Below are 26,947 nucleotides of genomic sequence, written 5' to 3' on the forward strand. Positions count from 1 at the left end.
TGTCTTTGTAAGCAAGACTTAACCGCTCTCCAATTACTCCGGCAAGAGGCAAACTGCGGTGCGCCTTCGCATTCGCAACACAGTTGCAACAAAAACACACCCATAACTGGTTGGAATGATTAAAAAATCCAAGAGTGGCTGAATTTTGCTCTTTGGTTGGACTGAAAATCAGGCGGCTTGCCTACAAAGTTGGCAAGGGGAAGGCTGGGCAAGAAAAAAGGCGGTGGCCGAAGCCACCGCCCTTTCCATCCGTTGCCGGACGTTCGATCGAAAGATCGATTAGAACGCCAGGATCGAGCGGACCAGGACGACGTCGCCCTTGTCGTCGCGGAGCGAGGCGTCGTTGTCCAGCTTGAAGTGGTCGTACTGAGCCTGGACGGTCAGGCCCGGAGCGACGGTGTAGCCGACACCGATTTCGTAGACCTGCAGCTCGCGGTCGCCGGCGGTGAAGAACGAACCGGCGTCCTTGCCGTTCTTGTAGTTGGCACCGACAACGATCGGGCCGGCGGTGTACTGAGCGCCGACAACCCAGTTGCGGGTGTTCTCGGTGGCAACGCCCGGACGCTTGTTCTGGCCCGACTTGCCGTAGTCGATGTAGCCGCCGCCGATGGCGAAGCCGGCGTAGCCGACCTGAGCGCCAGCCTGCCAGGCGTTCAGATCCTTGTAGTTGGAACCGACGACGTCGTCGACGGCGCGGCCCCAGTTGTAGCCGGCGCTGGCCTTAACGGTCACGCCACCGAAGGTGTTGTTGTAGTTGGCGCCGACTTCGACGATGTCGGTGTAGGTGCCAGCGCCGCCAGCGGCGAACGTGCCAACCGGCTTGACGCGGTTGACGTCGGTGGCCGAGCTGTCGTTACGCGGGGTGTAGCTGGCGCCGATCTGCAGGCCGGCGAAGCGCGGCGAGAAGTACACGATCTTGGTCGAGTTGGCTTCCGCCACCAGCGACTGGGTGATGATCGTGTTGCCGTTGGTGACGGTCGGGGCGGCGCCGCTGTTCAGGCCGTTGGCCGTGGTGCCGATCCAGGCCGGCAGGGCGTCGTAGATGCCGAGCGGCAGGTAGTCGAGCGGGGCGGTCGTGTAGGTCTCGTCGTTGAACGAGTTGGTCACGCCGAGGCGGACCTGACCGAAGGAGCCCTGCGCGAAGATGTAAGCGCGGTCGGCGTCGGTGTTGCGGGCGTTGTTGGTGCCAGCGTTGGCACGCAGACGCATACGCGCACCGTACTCCAGGCCGTTGTCGGCCTTGGCGGACGGGATGATGTTGATGCGCATGCGGTTGCGGAATTCGGTCGAACGCAGGCCGGAGTCCAGATCCTGATCGACGTAGCCGGCTTCGAAGTAGGCGTCGCCGCCGACCTTGACTTCGAACTTAGCCTGGGCGTTGGCGGCGCCAGCGCCGAGGGCGAGAGCGGCGGCGGCAGCGCCGGCCAGCAGATAACGGGTCATGATTTTTGCCTCCATCCTGGCAGCAGATGTTTCAGCCTGGTTGACGTCCTGGCTGAGACTTTCGTACGCACCCCCGCCCTCGCCAGCAAGCGGCAAATCTCCGGGATTGCTGCATTGGGGGGACAGTGTGTCGCACGGAGCACACTAAGAAGGACCCCCTTGGCGAGCCCGTCACAGTGCAACCCGGCAGGCTTCGCCTGTTGTCGTCCTGTTGTGACGGGGTGGGGCAAAGACGCTTCCGCTGTTGCGTGGTGCCGTCCACTTATGGTCTGTTCACCGGCATTCCGCGCGTGACTCGCGCGCGGCAACCCCTTTTCTAAACCGGGTTCCCGACCATGCGCCGTTCGACCGCCCTTCGCCTTGTCCCTGTACTGCTCGCGGCTTCCGTCTCGATCGCCGGCTGCGCAAGCTGGGGCGGCAAGACCGAAACCGTCGAAGAGCAGATGAAGAACAAGGACTACAAGTTCGGCAGCCTGCTCGGCACCGACGGCGGTCTGAACCTGTTCGGCAAGAACAAGCGTGGTGGCGACCAGGACACGGCCGGGGGCATCGGCGTGAACAGCTTCCTGTGGCGCGCCTCGCTCGACACCCTGTCCTTCATGCCGATCGCCTCGGCCGATCCGTTCGGCGGCGTGATCCTGACCGACTGGTACACCCCGCCCGACTCGCCGAACGAACGGTTCAAGGTCAACCTCTACATCATGGACCGCCAACTGCGCGCCGACGGCGTCCGGGTGTCGGTGTTCAAGCAGCAGCGGACCGGCAACGACTGGCGCGACATCGCTGTCGGGCCGGAAACCGCCGGCACCCTGGAGGACGCGGTGCTGACCCGCGCCCGCCAGCTTCGCGTGGCGCAGAACGCCGCCGCCCGCTGACACGGGCGGCCGGTCCGGGCTGGTATCCCGGCCTTTCGAGCATCTGGTACAACGGAAAACGGCGTCGCGCTCATGTCGCGTTACAATGTCAAGGAAACCGAGGCGAAGTGGCAGGGCGTGTGGGACAGCAAGGGCTGTTTCACCGCGCGCGAGGACGCCTCCCGCCCCAAATACTATGTGCTGGAGATGTTCCCCTATCCGTCGGGGCGCATCCACATGGGCCACGTCCGCAACTACACCATCGGCGACGTGATCGCGCGCTTCAAGCGCGCCAAGGGCTTCAACGTCCTTCACCCGATGGGCTGGGACGCCTTCGGCCTGCCGGCCGAGAACGCCGCGCTGGAGAAGAAGGTCCATCCCGCCGCCTGGACGCGCGAGAACATCGCGACCATGCGCGGGCAGCTGAAGACGATGGGCCTGTCCATCGACTGGGACCGAGAGATCGCCACCTGCGACGTGGAGTATTATCGCCACGAGCAGAAGATGTTCCTGGATTTCCTGAAGGCGGGCCTCGCCTACCGCAAGGAATCCTGGGTGAACTGGGACCCGGTGGACAACACCGTTCTCGCCAACGAGCAGGTGATCGATGGCCGCGGCTGGCGCACCGGCGCGCTGGTCGAGAAGCGCAAGCTGTCGCAGTGGTTCCTGAAGATCACCGCCTATGCCGAAGACCTGCTGAAGGGCCTGGAGACGCTGGACCGCTGGCCCGAGCGTGTCCGCATCATGCAGGAGAACTGGATCGGCAAGTCCACCGGCGTCCGCTTCCGCTTCAAGATCAAGGGGCGCGAGGACGATCTGGAGGTCTTCACCACCCGTCCGGACACGCTGTTCGGCGCCTCCTTTGCCGCGATCTCCCCGAATCACCCGCTGGCGGCCGAACTGGCCGCGTCCAGCCCGGAACTGGCCGAGTTCATCGCCGAATGCAACCGGCTGGGCACCAGCGAGGAAGTGATCGAGACGGCGGAGAAGCGCGGCTTCGACACCGGGCTGACGGTCGTGCATCCCTTCGATCCGTCCTGGGAATTGCCGATCTACGTCGCCAACTTCGTGCTGATGGAATACGGCACGGGCGCCATCTTCGCCTGCCCGGCGCATGATCAGCGCGACCTGGATTTCGCCCGCAAATACGGTCTGCCGGTCCGCCCGGTGGTGATCCCGGCCGATGCCGACCCGGCCGCCTTCGAGGTCGGGACCGAGGCCTACACCGGTCCCGGCGTGCTGCGGAACTCCGCCTTCCTCGACGGACTCGACACCGAGTCGGCGAAGGAGGAGGCCGGCAAGCGGCTGGAGGCGGCGGAGCAGGGCGAGCGGACCACCCAGTACCGCCTGCGCGACTGGGGCGTGTCCCGCCAGCGCTATTGGGGCTGCCCGATCCCGGTCATCCATTGCGAGTCGTGCGGCATCGTTCCGGTTCCCGACGACCAGCTGCCGGTCGTGCTGCCGGAGGATGTGACCTTCGACAAGCCCGGCAACCCGCTGGACCATCATCCGACCTGGAAGCACACCGGCTGCCCCCAGTGCGGCAAGCCGGCGCTGCGCGAGACGGACACCTTCGACACCTTCATCGAGTCGTCCTGGTATTTCGCCCGCTTCTGCTCGCCGAAGACCGAGGATGCGGCCTTCACCCGCGAGGCGGTCGATTACTGGCTGGGCGTCGACCAGTATATCGGCGGCATCGAGCATGCGGTCCTGCACCTGCTCTACAGCCGCTTCTGGACGCGCGCGCTGAAGACCTGCGGCTACCTGAACCTGGACGAGCCGTTCACCGGCCTGTTCACCCAGGGCATGGTCAACCACGAGACCTACAAGGACTCCGGCACCGGCGCCTGGCTGGCTCCGACCGACCTGACGAAGAACGACAAGGGCGACTGGGTCCGGGCCGATACCGGCGCGCCGGTCAATGTCGGCCGCGTCGAGAAGATGTCGAAGTCCAAGAAGAACGTGGTGGATCCGGCGCACATCATCGGCACCTACGGTGCCGACGCCGCCCGCCTGTTCATGCTGTCCGACAGCCCGCCGGAACGCGATCTGGAATGGACCGAGGCCGGTATCGACGGTGCCTGGCGCTACATCAACCGCCTGTGGCGGATGATGACCGAAGCGGACCTGCCTGCCGCCGGCACGCCGAAGCCCGAGTCGCTCGGCCCGAAGGCCGAGGCCGCCCGCCGCCTTGTCCACAAGACCATCGCCGGCGTGTCTGAGGATCTCGACAAGTTCCGCTTCAACAAGGCGGTCGCCCGCGTTCGCGAGCTGTCCAACGCGCTCGGCGAGCTGGACGGCAAGGGCGAAGGCGAGGGCTGGGTCCTGCGCGAGGGCTTCGAGTCGCTGGTCCGTCTCGTCGGTCCGATGATGCCGCATCTGGGCGAGGAGCTTTGGGCGCAGCTGGGCCACGGCAGCCTGTTGGCCGACCAGCCCTGGCCGGAGGCCGATCCCGCCCTGGTGGTGGAGGACAGCGTCAAGGTCGCGGTCCAGGTCAACGGCAAGCTGCGCGCCACGCTGGAGCTGCCGCGCGACATGGACAAGGATGCGGCGGAGCAGGCGGCGCTTGCCGACGTCAACGTCCAGCGCGCCATGGACGGCAAGCCGGCGCGCAAGGTCATCGTCGTCCCGAACCGGGTGATCAATGTCGTCGTCTGATCCCAGATCGATCCGCCAGGGCCCGGTCCGCCGGGCCCCACTCCGTCAGGCCATGGCGCGGGGGCTTTTCGCCCTCGCGCTCGGCCTGTCCGCCGTGTCGCTGTCGGGCTGCGGGTTCCAGCCGCTCTATGGTGGCAAGGGCATCGGGGCCGCCGCGTCGGAGCGGCTGATGGAGGTCGACATCGCGTCGATCCCCAACCGGGAAGGGCAGAAGCTCCGCAACCTGCTGATCGACAAATTCTACCCGTCGGAGCGGCCGGAAAATCCGCGCTACCGGCTGGATGTGTCGCTGACGGCATCGGAACAGAAGCTGGCCTTGCAGAAGGATGCCACCGCGGTGCGCGCCCAGCTGCTGGTCAACGCCCCCTACCGGCTGACCGACACCCAGACCGGGCAGGTGGTGTTCCAGTCCAGCTCGCGCTCGATGGTCAGCTACAACACGCTGGAGCAGCATTACGCCGCCATCGCGACGGTGCAGAACGCCTATGACCGGGCGCTCGAGGACATCTCCAACGATATCACCACCCGCGTCGCCATGTTTCTCGGCCGTGGGTCCTGACCGGCCGGGGATGCACGGGTGAAGCTCCAGCCCAAGGCGATCGACGGTTTTCTGCGCAGCCCGGACCGCAAGGTTCGGGCGGTGCTGCTTTATGGTCCCGACTCGGGGCTCGTCCGCGACCGCGCCCAGACGCTGGGCAGGACGGTGGTGCCGGACCTGTCCGACCCCTTCCGCGTCGCCGAGTTCCAGGGGCGTGCCATCGCCGACGATCCGGCGCGGCTGGCGGACGAGGCGGCGGCGATCTCCTTCACCGGCGGCCGGCGCCTGATCCGCGTCCGCGATGCCGAGGACAACGCCACCGCCGCCTTTACCGCCTTTCTGGAAAATCCGCCGCCGGGCGACAGCCTGGTGGTGGTCGAGTCGGGCGACCTCTCGGCCCGCTCCAAGCTGCGGCTTCTGTTCGAGGGGGACGATGCCGCCGCCGCCATTCCCTGCTATGTCGAGGAGGAGGCGTCGCTCGGCCGCGTCATCGCCGACATTCTGCAAGGCCATGGGCTGACCGCCGATCCCGACGTGCTGAGCTTTCTGGCCGGCAACCTCGTCGGCGACCGCATGGTCGCCCGCGGCGAGGCGGAAAAGCTGGCGCTCTATATGGGCAGCGAGAAGCGCGTGCGGCTGGAGGATGCCCAGGCCTGCATCGGCGACAGCGCCGCCCTGTCGATGGACGAGCCGGTGTGGGCAGCGGCGGAGGGTGACTTCGCGACGCTCGACCGCTCGCTGGCGCGGCTGTTCGCCGAGGGCACCTCGCCGGTGCCGATCCTGCGCGGCGCCCAGCGCCATTTCCAGCGGCTGCAACTGCTCACCGCTCAGGTCGCTGCCGGCAAGTCGCCGGAGGCCGCCGTCGAGTCGCTGCGTCCGCCGGTCTTCTTCAAGCTGAAGACCCGGCTGGTCCGCCAAGCCCGCCACTGGTCGCCCAACCATGTCCGTCAGGCGCTGGAGCGGCTGGTCGATGCCGAGGCCGACTGCAAGCGCACCAACATGCCGGACGAGACCCTGTGCGCCCGCGTGCTGTTTCAGCTCGCCTCACTGGGAGCCCGGCGCTGAAGGATGGCGCTGACTTGACCGTTGGGGGCGGCGCGCTATCTGGCGGAGCATGAGCGACGCCACTTACACCGCGCCACCGCCCGCCCCCTTCCGGGTCCGCTGGTGGCAACCCCTGCTGTTCTGGGTCATCGTCAACGCCTGGGGCTTCGTCGAGCGGGGCGGGCAGCCCTTCGCCGGCCACCATCCGTCGCCCCTGCAGCCGCCGGGCTGGGTCTTCCCGGTGATGTGGTTCACGCTGAATGTCTTCCAGATCTGGGGTGACATCCGCCTGATCGACCCGGCGCGGCAAATCCGCAGCCGCGGGCTGCTGATCGGCCTCCAGGCGGTGACTTGGTTGATCTACGCCACCTTCAGCTTCGTCTATTTCACGCTGGGCAGCTCGATCCTCGCCGCAGCCTGGACGGTGTGCTTCTTCGTCATCACGTCGATCTGCATCGCGCTGGTGGCGCGGGACGACCGAAGCATCGCGCTGATCTGGACTCCACTGATTCTGTGGACCGGCTTCGCCTCGGTGGTCGGCATCCACAACGCCCTCATCAACCCCGATCCGCTGTTCGGGACACCCGCCCTTTGGGGATAATACCCGGATAAAAACCTTGCGCGGAATATCACCCGGGTATAATCAGTCGGGACTGATAACCTGCGGGGGAACGAAGGCTATGGCGGCCATGGTTGGGAAAGAGAATCGCAGGGCGGCGCTGGCCGCCTATAAGGAGCGCAAAAGCGTGGCCGGCGTCTTCGCTGTCCGTTGCGGGGCCGCCGGTGCGGTGTGGGTGGGCGGGGCGCCTGACCTCGACAAGATCCAGAACCGCCTCTGGTTCCAACTGAAGATGGGCGGTTGTCCGCACCGCAGCCTTCAGGCGGCCTGGAACGCCCATGGCGCCGAGTCGCTGGCGTTCGAAATCGTCGAACCGCTGGAGGACGAGGAGCTTGCCTTCGCCCGCGCCGCCGCCCTCAAGGCGCGGGTCGCCCATTGGGTCGCGGCTTTGCGGGCGGAAGCAATCTGAGGGCGAGCGCTCAGCCGCGGTAGTCGTGAACGCGGCCGGTGAAGTCGGTCACGCGATAGCCGCCCTCGCCCTGCTCCTCGATCCAGGCCGGGGCGGCCGGGGCCTTGCCATGGCCTCCGGGAATGTCGAGCACATAGGTCGGCTGGCACAGGCCGGACAGTTTCCCGCGCAGGCCGGTCACCAGTGCCTGCCCCTCCGCCAGCGTCGGGCGGAAATGGCTGGTGCCGGCGGCAAGGTCGGGATGGTGCAGGTAATAGGGCTTCACCCGGTTGCGCACCATCCCGCGGAACAGAGCCTCCAGCGCGGCATGGCTGTCGTTGATGCCCTTCAGCAGCACGGTCTGGCCGACCAGCGGGATGCCGGCCTCGACCAGCCGGGCGAGGGCTGCCCGCACCGGCGGGGTCAGTTCGTCGGCATGGTTGATGTGGACGGCGACCCAGGTGGCGAGATCCGGGGCGGTCAGGGCCTCCACCAGATCCGGGGTGACACGGTCGGGATCGGCGGCGGGAATGCGGCTGTGCAGACGGACGACACCGACATGCGGCATGGCCGACAGCGCCTGGACGATCCCGCGCAGCCGGCGCGGCGACAGCAGCAGCGGATCGCCGCCGGTGACGACGACCTCCCACACCTCCTCGTGACCGCGGATATAGGCCAGAGCGGCATCCATCTCCTCGGCGGTCAGCGCCTCGCCGCCCGGACCGACCATCTCGCGGCGGAAGCAGAACCGGCAATAGACCGCGCAGGCGTGCAGCGGCTTCAGCAGCACCCGGTCGGGATAGCGGTGGACGATGCCCTTCACCGGGCTGCGCGCCACGTCGCCGATGGGATCCGCGAGTTCCTCCGGCGTGCTGTACGCCTCGGCCGGGGAGGGGACATACTGGGCATAGAGGGGATCCTGCGGATCCATGCGTCCGGCCAGAGTCTCGCGCAGGTACGGGGTCAGCGCCACGGCATAGCGGTCGGCGACCGTACGCACGGCGTCGCCGGCCTCCGGCGTCATCAGCCCGGCGGCCACCAGATCGGAAACGCTGTGCAGGGCCTTCATCGCTCTTTCCCGCTTCGACGGAATGGGTCATGTAGGAAAGCGACCGCTCTTACTCCTGCGAGACCCATGCTGTCGACTCTTCCCCGCCTGATCGGCCATCGCGGCGCCAAGGAAAGCGCCCCGGAAAACACCCTCGCCTCGATCCGCGAAGCCGCCCGCCAGGGCGCCCGCTGGGTCGAGGTGGACGTCATGCTGACCCGCGACCAGCGCCCCGTGCTGATCCATGACGACACGCTGGACCGCACCACCACCGGCAGCGGCGCCGTCCCGCTGCTGGATCTGGCGGAACTGCAGACGCTCGACGCCGGGCGCTGGTTCGATGCCGCCTTCGTCGGCGAGCGTGTGCCGACGCTGGAGGAGGCAGTGGCGCTGGTCCATGACCTGGGCCTTGGCCTGAACCTGGAGATCAAGCCCTATCCGGGGCAGGAGGAGATTACGGCGGAGGTGGCGCTGAACACCCTGCGCCCGCTGTGGCCGTCCGACCGGCCGCTTCTGCTCTCCAGCTTCGAGGTTCCCTGCCTGGAGGTGGCGCAGCGGCTGTGGCCGGAGATCCCGCGCGGCTACCTGATGTGGGACCCTCCCACCGATTGGGCTTCCATTGCCGACCGGATCGGCGCGGCGACGCTGAACGTCCACCAGGACCGCCAGACGGCGGACAGCGTGGCCGAGTACCGCGCCACCGGCCGGCCGGTGCTGGCCTACACCGTCAACGACGCGGAGCGCGCCCGGACGCTGTTCGGCTGGGGCGTGTCGGCGGTCTTCACCGATGCGCCGGGCCGGCTGGCCGACGAACTGGCGGCGGACGCCTGATGGGGAGCCCGATGATCCGCCGGCGGACCGGTCGATATGCTGACGCTTCCGTTCGCGACTGCGGCAATTCATGAACGTTTTTTGCGCGGGGGGATGAATCCGCTCGTCGGGCGCGCCAATTCCTCATATATAGAACCGCACTGGCGATCCAGCCGGAACCCACGCGGATTCCGGCGGAGCTTTTCGTCGTCCGGTAGTCCGCCGCTTTGGTCCGGCGTCCCACGGGATGCCACGTTCGGTCTTTGGAGGGTTCGTTGAAGGCGTTGAAGCCGTTGCCGATGTCCGGCCGGGAGGTTTTGCCGCTCGTCGAGGGTGGCAAGGGTATTGCCGTTTCCAACGGCGAAAGCTCCGGCGCCTGGGCGGCTGCCGGCGGGATTGGCACCTTCTCGGGTGTCAACGCCGACAGCTATGATGAGAACGGCAACCTTCTGCCGCAGATCTATAATGGCAAGACCCGGCGCGAGCGCCATAACGAGCTGATCGCCTTCGGCATCGAGGGCGGCATCGCCCAGGCGCGCATCGCGCACGAGACGTCGAACGGCCAGGGCCGCATCCACATGAACGTCCTGTGGGAAATGGGCGGCGCCGAGCACATCCTGCATGGCGTGCTGGAAGGCGCCCAGGGCATGATCCACGGCGTCACCTGCGGCGCCGGCATGCCTTACAAGGTTGCCGAGATCGCCGTGAGCTACGGCGTCCATTACTATCCGATCGTCTCGTCGGCCCGCGCCTTCCGCGCCTTGTGGCTGCGCGCCTACCACAAGTTCCGGGAACATCTCGGCGGCGTCGTGTACGAGGATCCGTGGCTGGCCGGCGGTCACAACGGCCTGTCCAACTCCGAAGACCCGCAGAAGCCGGAGGATCCGTTCCCCCGCGTCCTGGCCCTGCGCCAGATGATGAACAGCTTCGGGCTGAACGACACCCCCATCGTGATGGCGGGCGGCGTCTGGTGGCTGTCGGAATGGGAGGACTGGATCGACAATCCCGACCTGGGCCCTATCGCCTTCCAGTTCGGCACCCGTCCGCTGCTGACCCAGGAGAGCCCGATCTCCATGGCGTGGAAGCGCAAGCTGGTGGCGCTGCAGCCGGGCGACGTCTTCCTGAACCGCTTCTCCCCCACCGGCTTCTACTCGTCGGCGGTGAAGAACCCCTTCCTGCTGGATCTGATGGCCCGGTCCGAGCGTCAGGTCGCCTATCTGTCCAAGCCGGTGGGCGAGCATTCGGCCGAATTCCCGGTCGGTCCGCGCGGCCGTCCGGTCTACGTGACCGAGAGCGACAAGCAGCGCGCCGAGGGGTGGCTGTCCCAGGGCTTCACCACCGCCCTGAAGACGCCGGACAGCACGCTGGTCTTCGTCACTCCCCAGCAGTCTGACAAGATTCTGCACGATCAGGTCGATTGCATGGGCTGCCTGTCGGCCTGCGGCTTCTCCAACTGGGCGCAGAACGAGGAAGGCACGACGGGCAAGCGCGCCGATCCGCGTTCCTTCTGCATCCAGAAGACGCTCCAGGCGGTCAGCCACACTGACGACTGCGAAAACCAGTTGATGTTCGCGGGGCACAACGCATACCGCTTCGCCAGCGATCCTTATTACAACGACGGCTTTATCCCCACGGTGAAGCAGTTGATCGAACGGATCGCCACCGGCTACTGACCGGTCGCATCCACCGGATGGGCAAGGCCGTCGGCGGGAAACCGTCGGCGGCCTTTGCATTGGGCCATTACGGGCATTCATCCGGTTCGGGCGGCTCCCCAAACCATGTCTCCATTGACGTCGCTGCGACAATGGCTTGCGTGAGCTTTCCGAATGGTTTTACTCTTAAACAGAATGCGGCCTAGTGCCGCGGTTCTGTTTTGGACTCCGTGTCCGATCCCACTGTCGACAGTACGGGTGCCTCGCCCATGATGACCGCCGAACGCCCCTTCAAGCGAGCCCTCGACCGGCTGAACGGCGCCGGACTGCGCCCGACCCGCCAGCGCCTTGGCCTCGCCCGTATGCTGTTCGAAGGCTGCGACCGGCATGTCACGGCGGAGCAGTTGCACTGCGAGGCGCTGGCCGCCGACCTGCCGGTGTCGCTGGCGACCGTCTACAACACGCTGAACCAGTTCACCGCCGCAGGCCTTCTGCGCGAGGTGGTGGTGGAGGCGGGCAAGTCCTACTTCGACACCAACACCAGCGACCACCACCATTTCTTCGTCGAATCCACCGGCCGGCTGGAGGACATCCCCGCCGACCGGCTGACGGTGCAGAACCTGCCGGCCGCCCCCGCCGGCACCCGCGTTGCCCGCGTTGACGTGATCGTCCGCCTGGTCGAGGACGAGGTCTGATCCTGCCCCCTTGCCGATGGTCCGGTGCTCAGCCCTCGTCAGGCTGCGTCGGGGCGGGGGCGCGGTCGACGAAGGGCCAGCGGATGAAGGCGAAGGCCCAGACCGCCAGGACGTTGAGGTAGGGGAACAGAAGCAGCAGGATCCACAGCGGACTGCGCCCTGCCTTGGCCAGAACCCAGCCGCCGGCGATCAGCATGTACATCGTGACGATGGAGCCGATCAGCAGTTCCCAGAAGCCGAGTTGGATCACGGTCTCCGTCATGCCGTCCTCCGTGCCTTGACCTTGCGCGCCTGCCGTGCTGGGAGCACCGTCCATCGGCTGTGCGCCATCACGCCGATGGGCACCACATGCCCGAGCGGCACCAGGGAGAACAGGGCCCACAGCGGCGAGAAGCCGGCCCGCCGCAGGATGCGCGACAGCGGCCAGACGATGGCGACCTGGAACAGCATCAACCCCAGGAGCGGCCCCTGGGACAGGCTATCGATGAAATCCTGCAGCATGCCCGACGGGATCCTCCTTCACATCGTCGCCGGGCAGAGAAGCGCGGGCTGCGGGCTTTGTCGAGCCAAACTTTTCCCCCAAACTCTTCCCACGCACGACAGGCGGTCCCCACATCCCTGATACTGCCCGGATCAGGGGTAAGCGAACGTGAAAATGCCCGTGTCGGCATGCTACAGTTCGTCGCGTCCGGCCGTTCCGGCTTGACGCCTCTCCAGCATTCAGACGCGGCGGACCATTTCCTTTGACGGATCTCTCCGAACCGGACGGTGGCGGACGCGGGACGTGGTGGCGCTTATCGTCTCTGCCGCCCGTCGCTGCGTTGCGCATTGGCCTGCTTGTGGCGGTGATCGCCGGCTTCTGGCTGGTCGCCTATGCCGACCTTGAGCGGACGCGCGGCCGGGCAATCCAAGATGGTCTGCGCCAGACCGCGAACCTGTCGACCCTGCTGGAGGAGGATGCCCGCCGCGTCATGGCCGTGGCCGGCTATACCCTGCGAGGCATGACGGAGAGCGGGCGGATTCCCGCCTACCTGCTGGGCGAAGCGCCTGATGCACCCGGCATGGGCTCCGGACCGGGCTTGGCTCTGCGGACCCTGCTGATCGTGGAGCCGGACGGGCGGGTTCGGCAGTCTTCCGGCCTGGACGCTCCGGCATCGGTTGCCGGAACCCCGCTGGCCAAGGCGACGGCCGGCAGGTCGGCCTCCTTCATCGGGCCTTATCAGGATCAGGGCGGCGGCTGGCGTGCGGCAATCGTCCGGCCGCTGGCGGACGGCAGCGGCGTGGCGGTGGGGCTGCTCGACCTCGACCGCTTCGCCCGGCTTTATGCGACGCAGAACATCGGGCCGCGCAGCATCATCTTGCTTTATGGCGAGGATGGGGTGGTCCTCGCCCATTCCCGGTTCAGCGCGTCTCTCGATCAGAACCGTGCCATCTTCGCCGGCATCCTGCCCCGCCTGCCCGCTGGCGAGGCCGCGCGGACGTTGTCCGGCTTCGACCCGACCGAGGGGCGTGAGCGGATCGGCACCGTCCGCCGCGTGGGGGGGCTACCCTTCTACGTCTATGTCCGCCTCCGGACCGACGACGTGCTGGCCAGCTGGTATAACGACCGCTGGAAGCGCATCGTCGAAACCGCCGCGGTGTCGGTGGTGGTGCTGCTGCTGGCCTGGCTGGCGCTGCGGCAGCTCGGCCGGCTGGAGACGACGACACAGGCATTGCGCGCCAGCGAGCGGCGCTCGCAGGCGCTGTTCGACAGCAGTTTCCAGATCATGGGGCTGCTGGCGCCGGACGGCCGGGTGCTGGCGCTGAACCGGCCGGCCTGCGCCCTGGCCGGCCTGCCCGCCGAAGCGCTGGTCGGACATCGCGCCTGGGAGTTCCGCGGCTGGGCCCGCACTGACGAACTGGCGGCGGCTTTCCGCCAGTCCATCGAAAAGGCGGCCTCGGGGCGCTTCGTCCGTTACGAGACCGATGTGGTCGCCGACGGGCTCACCCGCGTGATGGATGTGACGATCAAGCCGGTCTATGACGACGGGGGCGTCGTCACGGTGCTGGTGGTCGAGGCGCGCGACATCACCGAGCGGGTCGAGGCCGCCGAAAGGCTCGCCACGGCGCTCGATCAGGCGGAGGCCGCCAACCGGGCCAAGAGCGCCTTCCTGGCGACCATGAGCCACGAGCTGCGCACGCCGCTGAACGCCATCATCGGCTTTTCCGACATCATGCTGCACGAGCTGTTCGGTCCGCTGGGCAGCCCGCGCTATCGCGACTATGCCCGTCATGTGCAGAACAGCGGCCGCCACCTGCTGGACCTGATCAACGACGTGCTGGACATGTCGAAGCTGGAGGCCGGGCGCTACACGCTGGATGAAAGCTGGATGGAGCCGGCCGAAGCCATCGAGACCTGCCGGGCGCTGGCCGCGGTGCCGGCCGATGTCGGTGGGGTGACGCTGGCAGTCGAATGCCCCCCCGACCTGCCCAATCTGCTGGCCGACGAGCGCGCCTTGCGCCAGGTGCTGCTGAACCTGCTGTCGAACGCGGTCAAATTCACCCCGCGCGGCGGCCGGGTGACGGTAAGTGCGGTGCGCGAAGGGGATGGCAGAATCGCCATCACTGTGCGCGATACCGGCATCGGCATCGCCGCCGATGCGCTGGCCCGCATCCTGGAACCGTTCCAGCAGGCCGACAGCAGCATCTCCGGGCGGTTTGGCGGCACCGGGCTGGGCTTGTCGATCTGCCGCGACCTGATGGCCCTGCATGGCGGCAACCTGTCCATCGACAGCGAACCGGGCCGCGGCACCGCCGCCACCATCCGCTTCCCCGCCGACCGTACCGGCCGGCCGGTTGCAGCGGATGGGTTGCCGGCGTAAGCCTGTCGGCGGTCAAGAGCATCGAAAGGCGGACGAGATGATCGGGAATGACGGAAAGCCGGTGTCCAAGGAGACGCTGCGCGCACACATCGCCGTCTACAACGGCCAGTCGCGCGGCTCCAAGGAATTCGCGGCGATCCCCCGCGCGCTGGTCACCATCCTGGACGGGCTGAAACCGGGCAAGACCGGCTACGTCAAATGCCTGGACGGGCAGGTCCAGCTGTCGCGCCGCAAGGACAACAGCGTTTCGGCTGGCTGACATAAAGAAAGGCGCCCTTCCCCGGGTCTGGGGAAGGGCGCCTTCCATTGGAGTGTCGGGCCGTCAGGCGATCAGTGCTTGGCCGCGGCGGCGGCACCGATGCCGGTCTGGGAGCGGACGAACTGGTCTTCGAAGGCCTCGCGCTCGGCGCGGGCCGACGCACTGCTGTCCAGCTTCGAGACGACGATGGTGACGAGGAAGGCCAGCGTCATCGAGAATAGGGCCGGCTGCTCGTAGGGGAAGATGGGGGCCGGGTTGTTCAGCACCACGACCCACACCGCGTTCGACAGGATCACCAGCGTGACCGCGGAGATCAGGCCGGCGATGCCGCCCGCCAGCGCGCCGCGCGTGGTCAGGCCCTTCCAGTACATCGACAGGATCAGCACCGGGAAGTTCACCGACGCCGCGACGCCGAAGGTCAGACCGACCAGGAAGGCGACGTTCTGCTTCTCGAAAGCGATGCCCAGCACGACGGCCAGCACGCCCAGCACCAGCGAGGCGATCTTGGACACGCGCATCTCCTCGCGCTCCGTCGCCTCGCCCTTGCGGATGACGCGGGCATAGAGGTCGTGGGCGATGGCGGACGCGCCGGCCAGCGCCAGGCCCGACACCACCGCCAGGATGGTGGCGAAGGCGACCGCCGACAGGAAGCCCAGGAACAGGTCGCCGCCCAGCGCCTTGGCCAGATGCATCACCGGCATGTTGCCGCCGCCGATCAGCTTGCCGCCGACCTTGCCGCCTTCGAAGAACTGAGGGTCGGTGCCGACGATGGTGATCGCCGCCATGCCAAGGATGCAGACGAGCAGGAAGAAGAAGCCGATGAAGCCGGAGGCGTAGAAGACCGACTTGCGGGCCTCGCGCGCGTTGGGGACGGTGAAGAAGCGCATCATGATGTGCGGCAGGGCGGCGGTGCCGAACAGCAGGCCCAGCGACAGCGACACCGCCGACACCGGGTCGGCCAGCAGCGTGCCCGGCCCCATGATCTTCACGCCGTCCTTGTGCGAGGCGATGGCGCTTTTGGCGATGGCCTCCAGGCTGAAGCCGAAGCGCGACAGCGCCAGGAAGGCCAGGACCATGCCGCCGCCCAGCAGAAGTACTGCCTTGATGATCTGCACCCAGGTGGTGGCGATCATGCCGCCGAAGGTGACATAGACCACCATCAGCACGCCGACGACGATCACCGCGACGTTGTAGTCTAGCCCGAACAGCAGCTTGATCAGCTGGCCGGCGCCGACCATCTGGACGATCAAATAGAAGCACACCACCGTCAGCGAGCCGATGGCGGCGAAGGTGCGGATCTTGCCCTGGTCCAGCCGGTAGGATGCAATGTCGGCGAATGTGAAATGGCCGAGGTTGCGCAGCCGTTCGGCCAGCAGGAACAGGATGATCGGCCAGCCGACGAAGAAGCTGATGGTGTAGACGAACCCGTCATAGCCCTTGGCGAACACCAGGCTCGACAGGCCGAGCAGCGTCGCCGCCGACATGTAGTCGCCGGCAATCGCCAGACCGTTCTGGAAGCCGGTGATGCCGCCGCCCGCGGTGTAGAAGTCGGAGGTGGACCGGGTGCGGCTGGCCGCCCAATAGGTGATGCCCAGCGTCATCAGCACGAAGGCGATGAACATGCCGATGGCCGACAGGTTGATCGGCTGCTTTTCCAGCTGCCCGACATCGCCGGCGGCCATCGCCGGCACGGCGGCGAGGGTGGCGAACAGGGTGGCGGCACTGGCCGCAAGGAGGATCCGGCGGGCGGTCATTGCAGCGTCTCCCGCGTGATCTCGTCGGTCAGGTCCTGGAAGCGGCCGTTGGCGAAATGGGAATAGACGCCGGTCAGCAGCCAGGACAGGATGATGATCGCGGCTCCGATCGGGAAGCCGATGCTGAGCGACGACTCGTCGGACATCGGCTTGTGCAGCAAGTCGGGCGCGAAGGCGACCACCATCATGAAGGCGTAGTAGCCGACCAGCACGACGGCTGACAGGATCAGGGCCAGCCGGCTGCGCTGGCGCACCAGCTCGTGGAATTTGGGGTTCCGGCGAACCCTCTCGTAGACGGGAGTGTTGGCGGGGGAGTGCATGTTTCCTCCAGACGCTGAACGTCCTTGGTTTGCCCCGACCCGAATTGATGGGGCTGGGCTTATGTCCTTCCGGCTAACAAAACACTGTTTCGCAAATTTCCCGGAAATATGACGAATTGTTTCAGTGCAATTCGGGCAACAATCTCACCGATTCGCGTTGAGCCGCGGCGGTGAAGCTGGAATGATGGCGGGGATCCCGCCGCCCCCCGCATCCCGCCAGCCCCGCCCGGAAAATGATCCGTTCGCCCCTGTTCCTCCGGCTGTTCTCGGCGATCCTGATCTCGCTCGGGCTGTTCTCCGCGGCGGCCTACGTCTTCTCGGTCCCCTTCATCGAGGAGAAGGCCTACGAGATCGAACGCGACGCCAGCCGCACCATCCTCGACAACGTGTTCGAACTGGTCAGCCGCATCCGCGGCGGGCTGGAGGAGCAGCGGGTGGCGACCGTCGACTCCTACAAGACCCGGCTGCGCGACGTGCTGGAACTGGCCGTCGGCTATATCGAGCATGTCTATGCCCGCGCCGACCGCGGCGAGATCACGATGGAGCAGGCGCGGCGCGAGGCGATGGATGGGTTGCACGCCTTCCGCTACGGCAACGGCGACTATGTCTGGGCCATCGGTTACGATTCGGTGATCCTGTCGCACCCCTCGCCTGACTATCAGGGGCGCAAGGCCGACGATCTGCGCGACAATCTGGGCCGCCACATCCTGCCCACCATCGTCGCCACCGCCAAGCGGGAGGGGGAAGGCTTCCAGACCTATCCGTGGTGGCGGCCAAACGGCGACGAGCGGGCGCCGAAGCTGAGCTTCTTCAAGGATCTGCCCCGGCGTGGCATCATCGTCGGCACCGGCGCCTATCTGGCCGACGTCGACGCCGAGGTGGAGCGGCGCAAGGCCGACGCCATCGAAGATCTGCGCCAGGCCCTGCGCAAGCTGCGCATCGCCCGCACCGGCTATCTCTACATCTTCGATTCGGCGAACCGGATGATCATCCACCCGAATTCGAACATCGAGGGAACGGCCTTCGGTGACCGGCTGAACTCCGCCACCGGCCGTCCCATCGCCGAGGATTTGAAGGTCGCCGCGGCGAGGGGGGAGCCGCTGACCTACCTGTGGGACAAGCCCGACGATCCCGGCAACTACGCCTACGAGAAGATCAGCTGGGTCCGGCATTTCGAGGGGTTCGACTGGTACATCGCCTCGTCGGTCTATGTCGACGAGCTGCGGCGGTCGTCGGTGGTGCTGGGCAACCGCATCCTCGCCATCGGCATGGCGCTGATGGCGGCGGGAAGCCTGCTGGGCTACATCGCCGTCGGGCGGCTGGTCCGGCCGCTGCGCCGGCTGGCCGACACCGCGGTGCAGGTAAGGGCCGGCGACCTCGGCGCCCAGAGCGGCATCCGCCGCGGCGACGAGATCGGGCTGCTGGCCTCCGCCTTCGACGGCATGGTCCGCCAGTTGCGCGACACCGTCGCCACGCTGGACAGCCGGGTGCGCGACCGCACCGCCGCATTGGCCGAGGCGGAGACCCGGCAGCGCGTGATCCTGGATGCGATCCCCGCCTGCATCGCCGGGCTGGACCGCGACGGCCGGCTGACCTTCGCCAACCTGCGCTGGGCCGAACTGGTCGAGCGCGACAAGGCGGCGGTTATCGGCCGTGATCTGGGGTCGGTCGTCGGCCGGCGGGCGATGGCGGCACTCGCCCCCCACCTCGACCGCTGCCTGTCGGGGGATGTGGTGACCTTCGAATATGCCTTCCCACGCCATGGCGGCACCATGGTGACCAAGACCACGCTGATCCCCCATCGTGGCGAGGGGCGGGGCGAGGGCCGGGAGGAGGAGGGCGCGGTCACCGGTCTGTTCGTCCTGACCCTCGACATCACCGACGAGAAGCAGACCGAGCGCCAGTTGGTGGAGGCGCAGCGGCTGAAGGCGGTCGGACAGCTGTCCGGCGGGCTGGCGCACGACTTCAACAACCTGCTGTCGATCATCATCGGCAACCTGTCGGCGGCGCGCGACCGCTACACGGCGGTGGAGGGGCTCGACGCCTATCTGGAGCCGGCCCAGCGCGCCGGTCGGCGCGGCGCCGACATCACCGCCCGCCTGCTCGCCTTCTCCCGCCAGCAGCCGCTGAAGCCGGAACCGATCGAACTGTGCGGCCTCTTGCGCGACATGGCGGTTCTGCTGCGCCGGTCCTTCCCCAGCTCCATCGCCATCGGTGTGCCGGGGGAGGGGCGGGAATGCTGGACCATCGCCGACCAGACCCAGTTGGAGAACGCACTGGTCAACCTCGCCATCAACGCACGCGACGCCATGCCGAACGGCGGGCGGCTCGACATCGCCGTCGGCATCCGCAAGGTGGAAGGCGACCAGTCCTTCGACGAGCCGGTGCGGTCCGACGATTATCTGGAAATCCGCGTCACCGACACCGGCACCGGCTTCACGACGGAGGCGCTGGCTCGCGCCGTTGAGCCCTTCTTCACGACGAAGGCCCTTGGCTCCGGTCTGGGGCTGTCGATGGTCTACGGCTTCGTCAAACAGTCGCGCGGCTATCTGCGCATCGACAGCCGGCCGGGAGAAGGGACCGCCGTCACCCTGCTGCTGCCGCGCGCCGAACCTGTGCCCCGCCTGCAGGAGGCAGACCCGGCGGCAGCGGTCGAACTGCAGCCCGGAGGCTGGTCCGGCCAACTGGCGCTGGTGGCGGAGGACAATGACGACGTCCGGCAGGTGATGCGCCAGCAACTGGTCGATCTCGGCTTTTCGGTTGTGGAGGCGGCGAGCGGCGACGAGGCTGCGGAACTGGTGGAGCAGATCGACGGGCTGTCGCTGCTGGTCTCCGACATCGTCATGCCCGGCTTGTCCGGTGTGGAGCTGGCGCGGCGCGCCCGGCTGCTGCGGCCGGCCATGCGGGTGGTTCTGGTCAGCGGATTCGCCGTCGAGTATGGCGACGTCCCCACCGATGCCGTCATACTGCGCAAGCCATGGGACAAGCGGGACCTGGTGGCGGCCATCGGCCACGCCGCCGAACCCGCGCCGGCCTGATACAGTTGGGCAGACAGAACGCACCCAATAGAACGCACCTGGAAAAAAGCAGGGCGACGAGTGCCGAGGGGAAACGCGCGTGGGACAGAAGAAGCGCATCTATGTGATCGAGGACGAGGCCGATATCCGGCGGCTGGTGACGGAGGTGCTGGAAAGCTACGGCTATGAGGTGACCGGCTGGGCCAACGGGCGGGAGGCGCGGGCGGCGATCCAGCGTCAGGCCCCCGACCTCTGTCTGGTCGATCTCGGCCTGCCGGACATGGACGGGCTGACCCTGGTGCGCGAGCTTTGGGAGGATGTGCGCTTCGGCGTCATCATCCTGTCCGGGCGCGGCGGCACCTCCGACCGGGTGCTGGGGCTGGAGCTTGGCGCCGACGATTACATCGTGAAGCCGTTCGAGTCGCGGGAACTGGTCGCCCGCGTCAACAGCGCCATCCGCCGCCGCGAACAGCTGGCCGGCGCCACCGCCGCAGCGGAGACCGCGCGGGCGCGTTTCGGTCCCTGGGTGTTCGATCTCGGCAACCTGACGCTGACCGCCGACGACGGCCGGCAGGAGAGCCTGACCGCAGCGGAAGCCTCGCTTCTGCTCATGCTGCTGAAGGCGCCGAAGCGCGTGCTGTCGCGCGAGCATCTCCAGGGCCCGGATCAGGATCGCGACGATTTTCCCTATGACCGCAGCATCGACGTCCGCATCTCGCGCATCCGCAAGAAGATCGAGGAGGATCCCCGCGCGCCGCGGCTGATCAAGACGGTCTATGGTGCCGGCTACCTGTTCGCCGGCGATGTGAGCTGGTTGCGCTGAAAGAGGCACCTCCACTGCGTTTGCGCCGCAACAACCCCAATAACAATTGGTCATAATCCTGAGAAAGTTGCGCAAAGCTGATCTGGTACAGGCTGTTTCCAATACCGCCGCGCCCAATGCCGGCGCGCAACAAAGAACCCCTGGGGAGAACGGTCCGATGAGTGAAACTGCCACCGCAGCGACTCAAGGCGTCGATGTCCGCGCCAATCCGTACGAGCGCGACCTTGAGCGCAATGCCGCCAATTTCGTCGCCCTGACGCCGCTGACTTTCATGGAGCGTGCCGCCGCCGTGTGGCCCGACCGCCTGGCCGTCGTCCATGGCCCGGTGCGCCGGACCTGGGCCGAGACCTTCGTCCGTGTGCGCCGTCTGGCCGCGACGCTGGCGAATGTGGGGATCGGCACTGGCGACACCGTCGCCATGCTGGCCGCCAACACGCCGGAACTGTTCGAGGCCCATTTCGGCGTGCCGCTGGCCGGGGCCGTGCTGAACGCCGTCAACACACGCCTGGATGCCGAGGCCATCGCCTTCATCCTGAAGCATGGCGAGGCGAAGATCCTGATCGTCGACCGCGAGTTCTCCGGCGTCGCCAGGAAAGCGCTGGCCCTGCTCGACGCGCCGATCCCGGTGGTGGACATCGATGACCCGACCTACAGCGGCGGCGAGCTGATCGGCGACCGCGATTATGAGTCCTTCATCGGCGATGTCGGTGCCGAGCATCCCTGGACCCTGCCGGCCGACGAATGGCAGGCCATAGCGCTGAACTACACCTCCGGCACCACCGGCAACCCGAAGGGCGTCGTCTATCACCACCGCGGCGCTTACCTGAACGCGGTGTCGAACGCGCTGTCTTGGAACATGGGCGACGCGCCCGTGTATCTGTGGACGCTGCCGATGTTCCACTGCAACGGCTGGTGCTTCCCTTGGACCATCGCGGTCACCGCCGGCACTGCCGTCTGCCTGCGTCAGGTCCGCCCCGACGCCGTTCTCAAGCTGATCCGCGACGAGCGGGTGACCAACTTCTGCGGCGCGCCCATCGTCCTCAACATGCTGAACAATGCCCCGGCCGAGCTGAAGCAGGGCATCGGGCACAAGGTCAAGGTGATGGTCGCCGGCGCCGCCCCGCCCGCCGCCGTCATCGCCGGGATGGAGCGCATGGGCTGGGAAGTCACCCATGTCTACGGCCTGACCGAATGCTATGGCCCGACCGTGGTCTGCGTCTGGCACGACCGCTGGGACGGCCTGTCGCTGGACGAGAAGGCGGCGATCAAGGCCCGCCAGGGCGTGCGCGGCCCGATGCTGGAGGCGGTGGTCGTCGCCGATCCCTTCACGCTGGAGCCGGTGCCGAAGGACGGCCGGACGATGGGCGAGATCATGATGCGCGGCAACAACGTCATGAAGGGCTATCTGAAGAACCCCAAGGCGACCGAAGAGGCCTTCGCCGGCGGCTGGTTCCACACCGGCGACCTCGCCGTCTGGCATGAGGACGGCTATGTCGAGATCAAGGACCGCTCGAAGGACATCATCATCTCCGGCGGCGAGAACATCTCGTCCATCGAGGTTGAGGATGTGCTCTACAAGCATCCCGATGTGCTGGAGGCTGCCGTCGTCGCCCGCCATGACGAGAAGTGGGGCGAGACGCCCTGCGCCTTCGTCACCCTGAAGGACGGCGCCACCGCGACTGAAGCCGACATCATCGCCTTCTGCCGGTCGCACATGGCCCACTTCAAGTGCCCGCGCACGGTGGTGTTCGGCCCGCTGCCGAAGACCTCCACCGGCAAGATCCAGAAATACGTCCTGCGCAAGCAGACCGAGGGGCTGTAAGGGGCGGGCGCATTGCCCTCTCCCTAACCCTTTCCTGCATGTCGGCCAAAGCGCCCGCTCTCTCCACCGCCTGACGGAGGAGAAAGCGGGGCAACGCCCTCCCATGCCTGCACGCCGCCCATTTCCAAAGGGACCCGCGCCATGAAGATCCTCTGCGCCGTGAAGCGCGTCGTCGACTACAACGTCAAGATCCGGGTGAAGACCGACCAGTCCGGCGTCGAGACGTCCAACGTGAAGTTCTCGATGAACCCCTTCGACGAGATTGCCGTCGAAGAGGCCGTGCGTCTCAAGGAAGCCGGCACGGCGACCGAGATCGTGGTGGTTTCCGTCGGCCCGACCCAGGCGCAGGAGACGCTGCGCACGGCGCTCGCCATGGGTGCCGACCGCGCCATCCTGGTGCAGACCGACGTGACGACCGAACCGCTGGCCGTTGCCAAGGTCCTCAAGGCGCTGGTCGACAAGGAGGCCCCCGGCCTCGTCATCCTCGGCAAGCAGGCCATCGATGACGACTGCAACCAGACCGGCCAGATGCTGGCGGCGCTGCTCGGCTGGGGCCAGGGCACCTTCGCCTCGAAGGTCGCCCCGACAGGCGATGCCGTCGCAGTCACCCGCGAGATCGACGGCGGGCTTGAGGTCGTGTCGTTGAAGCTGCCGGCGGTGGTGACTGCCGACCTGCGCCTGAACGAGCCGCGCTATGCCTCGCTGCCCAACATCATGAAGGCGAAGAAGAAGCCGCTGGAGACCGTCACGCCGGACAGCCTGGGCGTCGAGGTCACGCCGCGTCTGAAGACGGTGAAGGTCGCCGAGCCGGCCAAGCGTCAGGCCGGCATCAAGGTGCCGGACGTCGCTACCCTGGTCGACAAGCTGAAGACCGAGGCGCGGGTGATCTGAGCGCCGGCCCCGGCGCCCGCACTCCCCACCCCGCCCGACAGAGGAACCGCCCTATGCCCATCCTGATCCTTGCCGACCACGACAACGCCAACCTGAAGCCCGCCACCGCCCATGCGGTGATCGCCGCCACCAAACTCGGCGGCGATGTCCACATCCTCGTCGCCGGCCGCAACGCCGCCCCGGCCGCGGAGCAGGCCGCAAAGCTGGCCGGCGTCGCCAAAGTGCTGCTCGCCGACGATGCCGCCTACGAGCACGCCCTGGCAGAGCCGGTCGCGTCCCTGCTGGTGTCGCTCGCCGCCGGCTACAGCCATGTCCTGGCCGCCGCCACCTCGGCCGGCAAGAATGTGCTGCCGCGCGTGGCCGCCCTGCTCGACGTGGCGATGATCTCCGACATCACCGCTGTGGTTGCCGCCGACAGCTTCGAGCGGCCGATCTATGCCGGCAACGCCATCGCCACCGTGCAGTCGGCCGACCCGGTGAAGGTGATCACCGTCCGTACCACCGCCTTCGAGGCAGCACCCGCCACCGGCAGCGCGGCGGTCGAGAGCATCGCCGCCGTTGCCGATCCCGCCCTGTCGGGCTTTGTCTCGGCCGAACTGTCGAAGTCGGAGCGTCCGGAGCTGACCTCGGCCCGCATCGTCATCTCCGGCGGTCGCGGCATGCAGTCGGGCGACAACTTCCACCTGCTGGAGGCCATCGCCGACAAGCTGGGGGCCGCGGTCGGGGCCAGCCGCGCCGCCGTCGATGCCGGCTTCGTGCCGAACGACTATCAGGTCGGCCAGACCGGTAAGATCGTGGCGCCGGACCTCTATGTCGCCGTCGGCATCTCGGGCGCCATCCAGCATCTGGCCGGCATGAAGGACAGCAAGGTCATCGTCGCCATCAACAAGGACGAGGAGGCGCCGATCTTCCAGGTCGCCGATTACGGCCTCGTCGCCGACCTGTTCAAGGCCCTGCCGGAGTTGCAGCAGGCCATCTGATTTCGTTCATTCCCTCCGTTACCCGAAGAGGTCCCCCATGACCGCCGCCGCGACCCCCTACACCCCGCCGCTGAAAGAGATCCGCTTCGTCCTCGACCACCTCGCCGGCATGGCCGAGGTGGCGGCTCTGCCCGGCTTCGAGGATGCCAGCCCCGACATGGTGGACAGCATCCTGGGCGAGGCGGCAAAGATCGCCGAGAATGTCCTGGCGCCGCTGAACCGCATCGGCGATGTCCAAGGGGCCAAGCTCGGCGCCGACGGCGTCGCCCGCACGGCGGAGGGCTGGGGGACGGCGTGGCAGGCGCTGGTGGAAGGCGGCTGGAACGGGCTGCCCTTCGATCCGTCACGCGGCGGCATGGGGCTGCCCAACCTGCTGAACACCGCGGTGCAGGAGATGTGGCATTCCGCCAACATGGCCTTCGCACTCTGCCCGATGCTGACGCAGGGAGCGGTGAACGCGGTTCAGCTCTATGGCTCGGAGGCGCTGAAGGACCTCTATTTGCCCCGGATGATCTCGGGCGAGTGGACCGGCACCATGAACATCACCGAGCCACAGGCGGGCAGCGACCTCGCCGCCACGCGGTCGCGCGCGGTGCCGAACGGTGACCATTACCTCGTCACCGGGCAGAAGATCTTCATCACCTACGGCGACCATAACCTGACGGAGAACATCGTCCATCTGGTGCTGGCCCGCCTGCCCGATGCGCCTCCCGGCGTGAAGGGCATCAGCCTGTTCGTCGTGCCGAAATTCCTGGTCAATCCGGACGGCAGCCTGGGTGACCGCAATCAGGTCAAGTGCGTGTCGCTGGAGCACAAGCTGGGCATCCACGGCAGCCCGACCGCCGTGCTGTCCTTCGGCGACGAGGGCGGGGCGACCGGCTTCCTGGTCGGCGAGCCGAACCGCGGCCTGGAATACATGTTCGCCATGATGAACCATGCCCGGCTGAACGTCGCCATGCAGGGCCTGTCGATCGCCGAGCGCGCTTATCAGCAGGCGCTGGCCTATGCCCGCGACCGCGTGCAGGGCAAGCCGCTGGGCTGGACCGAGGGCCAGTCGAAGGGCATCGTCAACCATCCCGATGTCCGCCGCCTGCTGATGGGCATGAAGGCGCGGATCGAGGCGATGCGCGGCATCCTCTACACCGCCGCCGCCGCGGTGGACGTGGCGCACCATCATGCCGACGAGGCCACCCGCGGCCGCGCCGCCCTGCTGGTCGATCTGCTGACCCCCATCGCCAAGGGCTGGTGCACCGAGACCGGCCAGCAGTTGGCGTCGGACGGTGTGCAGGTCCATGGCGGCATGGGCTTCATCGAGGAGACCGGCGCCGCCCAGCACCTGCGCGATGCCCGCATCACCACGATCTACGAGGGCACCACCGCCATCCAGGCCAACGACCTGATCAACCGCAAGCTCCTGCGCGATGGCGGGGCGGCGGCCAATGGGTTGCTGGACGAGATCGCGGCGCTGGCTGGCGAGCTGTCAGGCCATACTGACGAAGCGCTGCGCGTCACCGGTGCCGAACTGGTCAGCGCGGTGCATGAGGCCAGACAGGCGATTGCCTGGGTGCTGACGGCGGCGAAGCAGGATCCGCGCCTGCCGGCCGCCGCGTCGGTGACGCTGCTGGAGTTGATGGGAGTGGTCGTCGGCGGCTGGCAGCTTGCCCGCGCCGCCAAGGTGGCGGCGGAGCGGCTGGCGGAGGGCGATGCCGACACCGCCTTCCTGTCGGCCAAGCCGCTGACCGCCCGCTTCTACGCCACCCATGTGCTGCCCAAGGCTGCGGCGCTGCGGGCGACCGTCGTCAACGGCTCCGCGAGCGTGATGGCGCTGAGCGAGGAGCAGCTGTTCGGCGCGGCTTGACCGGGCCGCGCTTGCCGGTTGGTGCCGGGGTCTTTGCCCCAGTCGAGGGAGTCGCGGGCGGTTGGGGGATCTCCCGCCACTGCCCCGGCGCCAGCCCGTCCAGCGTCCAGTCGCCGATGGCCCAGCGGATCAGCCGCAGGGTGGGGAAACCGACCGCCGCGGTCATGCGGCGGACCTGCCGGTTGCGTCCCTCGCGGATGGTGAGCGCAATCCAGCTGGTGGGGATGGCGGCGCGGTAGCGCACCGGCGGATCGCGCGGCCACAGCGACTCGGGCTGGTCCATCCGCCGCGCCTCGGCCGGCAGGGTGGGGCCGTCCTTCAGCGTGACGCCGCGGCGCAGCGCTTCCAGCGCCTCGTCGGTCGGTACGCCTTCCACCTGCACCCAGTAGGTCTTCGGCATCTTGTTGGCCGGCGAGGCGATGCGGGCGATCAGCGGGCCGTCGTCGCTCAGCGCCAGCAGCCCCTCGCTGTCGCGGTCGAGCCGGCCGGCGGCATAGACGCCTTTCACCGGAACCAGCTCCGCCAGGGTCGGGCGGCCCTGGTCGTCGGTGAATTGCGGCAGCACGCCATAGGGCTTGTTCAGCAGGATCAGGCGCGGCACTGGCTTGCTTCC

Annotated in this window: 24 protein-coding genes; 17 read left to right on the forward strand and 7 right to left on the reverse strand. The window is 67.4% G+C overall.

All coding sequences use genetic code 11. The annotated features are described in order from the left end of the window. Positions 1 to 279: 279 nt before the first annotated feature. Positions 280 to 1,443, reverse strand: a complete 1,164-nt coding sequence (locus tag ABNQ39_RS13755) for a porin (RefSeq protein ID WP_376958099.1) — start codon at positions 1,441 to 1,443, stop codon at positions 280 to 282. 335 nt (positions 1,444 to 1,778) lie between these two features. Here ABNQ39_RS13755 and ABNQ39_RS13760 point away from each other — a divergent pair, with 335 nt between their 5' ends. The 6 genes from ABNQ39_RS13760 to ABNQ39_RS13785 all read left to right on the forward strand — a co-directional run bounded on the left by ABNQ39_RS13760 (position 1,779) and on the right by ABNQ39_RS13785 (position 7,565). Further along, positions 1,779 to 2,318, forward strand: coding sequence for a DUF3576 domain-containing protein (locus ABNQ39_RS13760; RefSeq protein WP_376958100.1), 540 nt, complete (start codon positions 1,779 to 1,781; stop codon positions 2,316 to 2,318). Between the two features lie 72 nt (positions 2,319 to 2,390). Further along, positions 2,391 to 4,955 carry a leucine--tRNA ligase gene (leuS, locus tag ABNQ39_RS13765; RefSeq protein WP_376958101.1) on the forward strand — a complete coding sequence of 855 codons (2,565 nt, stop codon included), beginning with the start codon at positions 2,391 to 2,393 and terminating at the stop codon, positions 4,953 to 4,955. A 52-nt stretch (positions 4,956 to 5,007) separates the two neighbouring features. Further along, on the forward strand, positions 5,008 to 5,514 hold the full coding sequence (lptE, locus tag ABNQ39_RS13770) for an LPS assembly lipoprotein LptE (protein WP_376958102.1): 507 nt from the start codon (positions 5,008 to 5,010) through the stop codon (positions 5,512 to 5,514). Positions 5,515 to 5,532: 18 nt separating this feature from the next. Beyond that, the gene (gene holA / locus ABNQ39_RS13775) at positions 5,533 to 6,558 is read left to right on the forward strand and encodes a DNA polymerase III subunit delta (RefSeq protein WP_376958103.1); all 1,026 of its coding nucleotides are present in this window, start codon (positions 5,533 to 5,535) and stop codon (positions 6,556 to 6,558) included. Between the two features lie 49 nt (positions 6,559 to 6,607). After that, a complete protein-coding gene (locus ABNQ39_RS13780; RefSeq protein WP_376958104.1) occupies positions 6,608 to 7,138 on the forward strand; it encodes a tryptophan-rich sensory protein in 531 nt (176 codons plus the stop codon). 79 nt (positions 7,139 to 7,217) lie between these two features. Further along, positions 7,218 to 7,565, forward strand: coding sequence for a GIY-YIG nuclease family protein (locus ABNQ39_RS13785; RefSeq protein WP_376958105.1), 348 nt, complete (start codon positions 7,218 to 7,220; stop codon positions 7,563 to 7,565). A 10-nt stretch (positions 7,566 to 7,575) separates the two neighbouring features. Here the strand turns inward: ABNQ39_RS13785 and ABNQ39_RS13790 are convergent, their stop codons facing one another. Then, positions 7,576 to 8,613, reverse strand: a complete 1,038-nt coding sequence (locus tag ABNQ39_RS13790) for a lysine-2,3-aminomutase-like protein (protein ID WP_376958106.1) — start codon at positions 8,611 to 8,613, stop codon at positions 7,576 to 7,578. 66 nt (positions 8,614 to 8,679) lie between these two features. Here ABNQ39_RS13790 and ABNQ39_RS13795 point away from each other — a divergent pair, with 66 nt between their 5' ends. The 3 genes from ABNQ39_RS13795 (at position 8,680) to irrA (ending at position 11,749) form a co-directional block, all read left to right on the forward strand. Beyond that, positions 8,680 to 9,423 carry a glycerophosphoryl diester phosphodiesterase gene (locus ABNQ39_RS13795; RefSeq protein WP_376958107.1) on the forward strand — a complete coding sequence of 248 codons (744 nt, stop codon included), beginning with the start codon at positions 8,680 to 8,682 and terminating at the stop codon, positions 9,421 to 9,423. 254 nt (positions 9,424 to 9,677) lie between these two features. After that, positions 9,678 to 11,075 (forward strand): NAD(P)H-dependent flavin oxidoreductase, encoded by a 1,398-nt coding sequence (locus ABNQ39_RS13800; protein WP_423321381.1) that lies wholly within the window; start codon positions 9,678 to 9,680, stop codon positions 11,073 to 11,075. Positions 11,076 to 11,326: 251 nt separating this feature from the next. Further along, positions 11,327 to 11,749, forward strand: a complete 423-nt coding sequence (gene irrA / locus ABNQ39_RS13805) for an iron response transcriptional regulator IrrA (protein WP_376959792.1) — start codon at positions 11,327 to 11,329, stop codon at positions 11,747 to 11,749. Positions 11,750 to 11,777: 28 nt separating this feature from the next. Here the strand turns inward: irrA and ABNQ39_RS13810 are convergent, their stop codons facing one another. Together ABNQ39_RS13810 and ABNQ39_RS13815 are read right to left on the reverse strand one after the other, a co-directional pair. Further along, positions 11,778 to 12,011, reverse strand: a complete 234-nt coding sequence (locus tag ABNQ39_RS13810) for a hypothetical protein (RefSeq protein ID WP_174473292.1) — start codon at positions 12,009 to 12,011, stop codon at positions 11,778 to 11,780. Continuing rightward, positions 12,008 to 12,250, reverse strand: coding sequence for a hypothetical protein (locus ABNQ39_RS13815; protein ID WP_098740695.1), 243 nt, complete (start codon positions 12,248 to 12,250; stop codon positions 12,008 to 12,010). Before ABNQ39_RS13815 ends, ABNQ39_RS13810 begins: the two co-directional genes overlap by 4 nt. A gap of 242 nt (positions 12,251 to 12,492) precedes the next feature. Between ABNQ39_RS13815 and ABNQ39_RS13820 the strand changes: the two genes are divergently transcribed. Both ABNQ39_RS13820 and ABNQ39_RS13825 read left to right on the forward strand, forming a co-directional pair. Then, the gene (locus tag ABNQ39_RS13820; RefSeq protein ID WP_376958108.1) at positions 12,493 to 14,610 is read left to right on the forward strand and encodes a sensor histidine kinase; all 2,118 of its coding nucleotides are present in this window, start codon (positions 12,493 to 12,495) and stop codon (positions 14,608 to 14,610) included. Between the two features lie 37 nt (positions 14,611 to 14,647). Next, positions 14,648 to 14,869, forward strand: a complete 222-nt coding sequence (locus ABNQ39_RS13825; protein ID WP_376958109.1) for a hypothetical protein — start codon at positions 14,648 to 14,650, stop codon at positions 14,867 to 14,869. Positions 14,870 to 14,940: 71 nt separating this feature from the next. Here the strand turns inward: ABNQ39_RS13825 and ABNQ39_RS13830 are convergent, their stop codons facing one another. Next, on the reverse strand, positions 14,941 to 16,623 hold the full coding sequence (locus tag ABNQ39_RS13830; RefSeq protein ID WP_376958110.1) for a cation acetate symporter: 1,683 nt from the start codon (positions 16,621 to 16,623) through the stop codon (positions 14,941 to 14,943). Next, positions 16,620 to 16,943 carry a DUF485 domain-containing protein gene (locus ABNQ39_RS13835; RefSeq protein ID WP_376958111.1) on the reverse strand — a complete coding sequence of 108 codons (324 nt, stop codon included), beginning with the start codon at positions 16,941 to 16,943 and terminating at the stop codon, positions 16,620 to 16,622. Before ABNQ39_RS13835 ends, ABNQ39_RS13830 begins: the two co-directional genes overlap by 4 nt. A gap of 233 nt (positions 16,944 to 17,176) precedes the next feature. On the opposite strand from ABNQ39_RS13835, the gene ABNQ39_RS13840 reads away from it, so the two are divergent. The 6 genes from ABNQ39_RS13840 (at position 17,177) to ABNQ39_RS13865 (ending at position 26,334) form a co-directional block, all read left to right on the forward strand. After that, complete coding sequence (locus tag ABNQ39_RS13840) at positions 17,177 to 19,981, forward strand: cache domain-containing protein (protein WP_376958112.1); 2,805 nt, start codon at positions 17,177 to 17,179, stop codon at positions 19,979 to 19,981. A gap of 79 nt (positions 19,982 to 20,060) precedes the next feature. After that, positions 20,061 to 20,783 (forward strand): response regulator transcription factor, encoded by a 723-nt coding sequence (locus tag ABNQ39_RS13845; RefSeq protein ID WP_376958113.1) that lies wholly within the window; start codon positions 20,061 to 20,063, stop codon positions 20,781 to 20,783. Between the two features lie 157 nt (positions 20,784 to 20,940). Then, positions 20,941 to 22,605 carry an acyl-CoA synthetase gene (locus tag ABNQ39_RS13850; protein ID WP_376958114.1) on the forward strand — a complete coding sequence of 555 codons (1,665 nt, stop codon included), beginning with the start codon at positions 20,941 to 20,943 and terminating at the stop codon, positions 22,603 to 22,605. Between the two features lie 141 nt (positions 22,606 to 22,746). Continuing rightward, complete coding sequence (locus ABNQ39_RS13855; protein ID WP_376958115.1) at positions 22,747 to 23,496, forward strand: electron transfer flavoprotein subunit beta/FixA family protein; 750 nt, start codon at positions 22,747 to 22,749, stop codon at positions 23,494 to 23,496. A 53-nt stretch (positions 23,497 to 23,549) separates the two neighbouring features. Then, on the forward strand, positions 23,550 to 24,476 hold the full coding sequence (locus ABNQ39_RS13860) for an electron transfer flavoprotein subunit alpha/FixB family protein (RefSeq protein ID WP_376958116.1): 927 nt from the start codon (positions 23,550 to 23,552) through the stop codon (positions 24,474 to 24,476). A 37-nt stretch (positions 24,477 to 24,513) separates the two neighbouring features. Then, a complete protein-coding gene (locus ABNQ39_RS13865) occupies positions 24,514 to 26,334 on the forward strand; it encodes an acyl-CoA dehydrogenase C-terminal domain-containing protein (protein WP_376958117.1) in 1,821 nt (606 codons plus the stop codon). Here ABNQ39_RS13865 and ABNQ39_RS13870 read toward each other — a convergent pair. Continuing rightward, the gene (locus ABNQ39_RS13870; RefSeq protein WP_376958118.1) at positions 26,276 to 26,935 is read right to left on the reverse strand and encodes a pseudouridine synthase; all 660 of its coding nucleotides are present in this window, start codon (positions 26,933 to 26,935) and stop codon (positions 26,276 to 26,278) included. The two genes, ABNQ39_RS13865 and ABNQ39_RS13870, sit on opposite strands and share 59 nt — an antisense overlap. Between the last annotated feature and the right edge of the window lie 12 nt (positions 26,936 to 26,947).

Origin of the sequence: Azospirillum sp. A26 (genome assembly GCF_042604635.1) — a bacterium.
In the GTDB taxonomy this organism is placed as follows: Bacteria; Pseudomonadota; Alphaproteobacteria; order Azospirillales; family Azospirillaceae; genus Azospirillum; species Azospirillum palustre.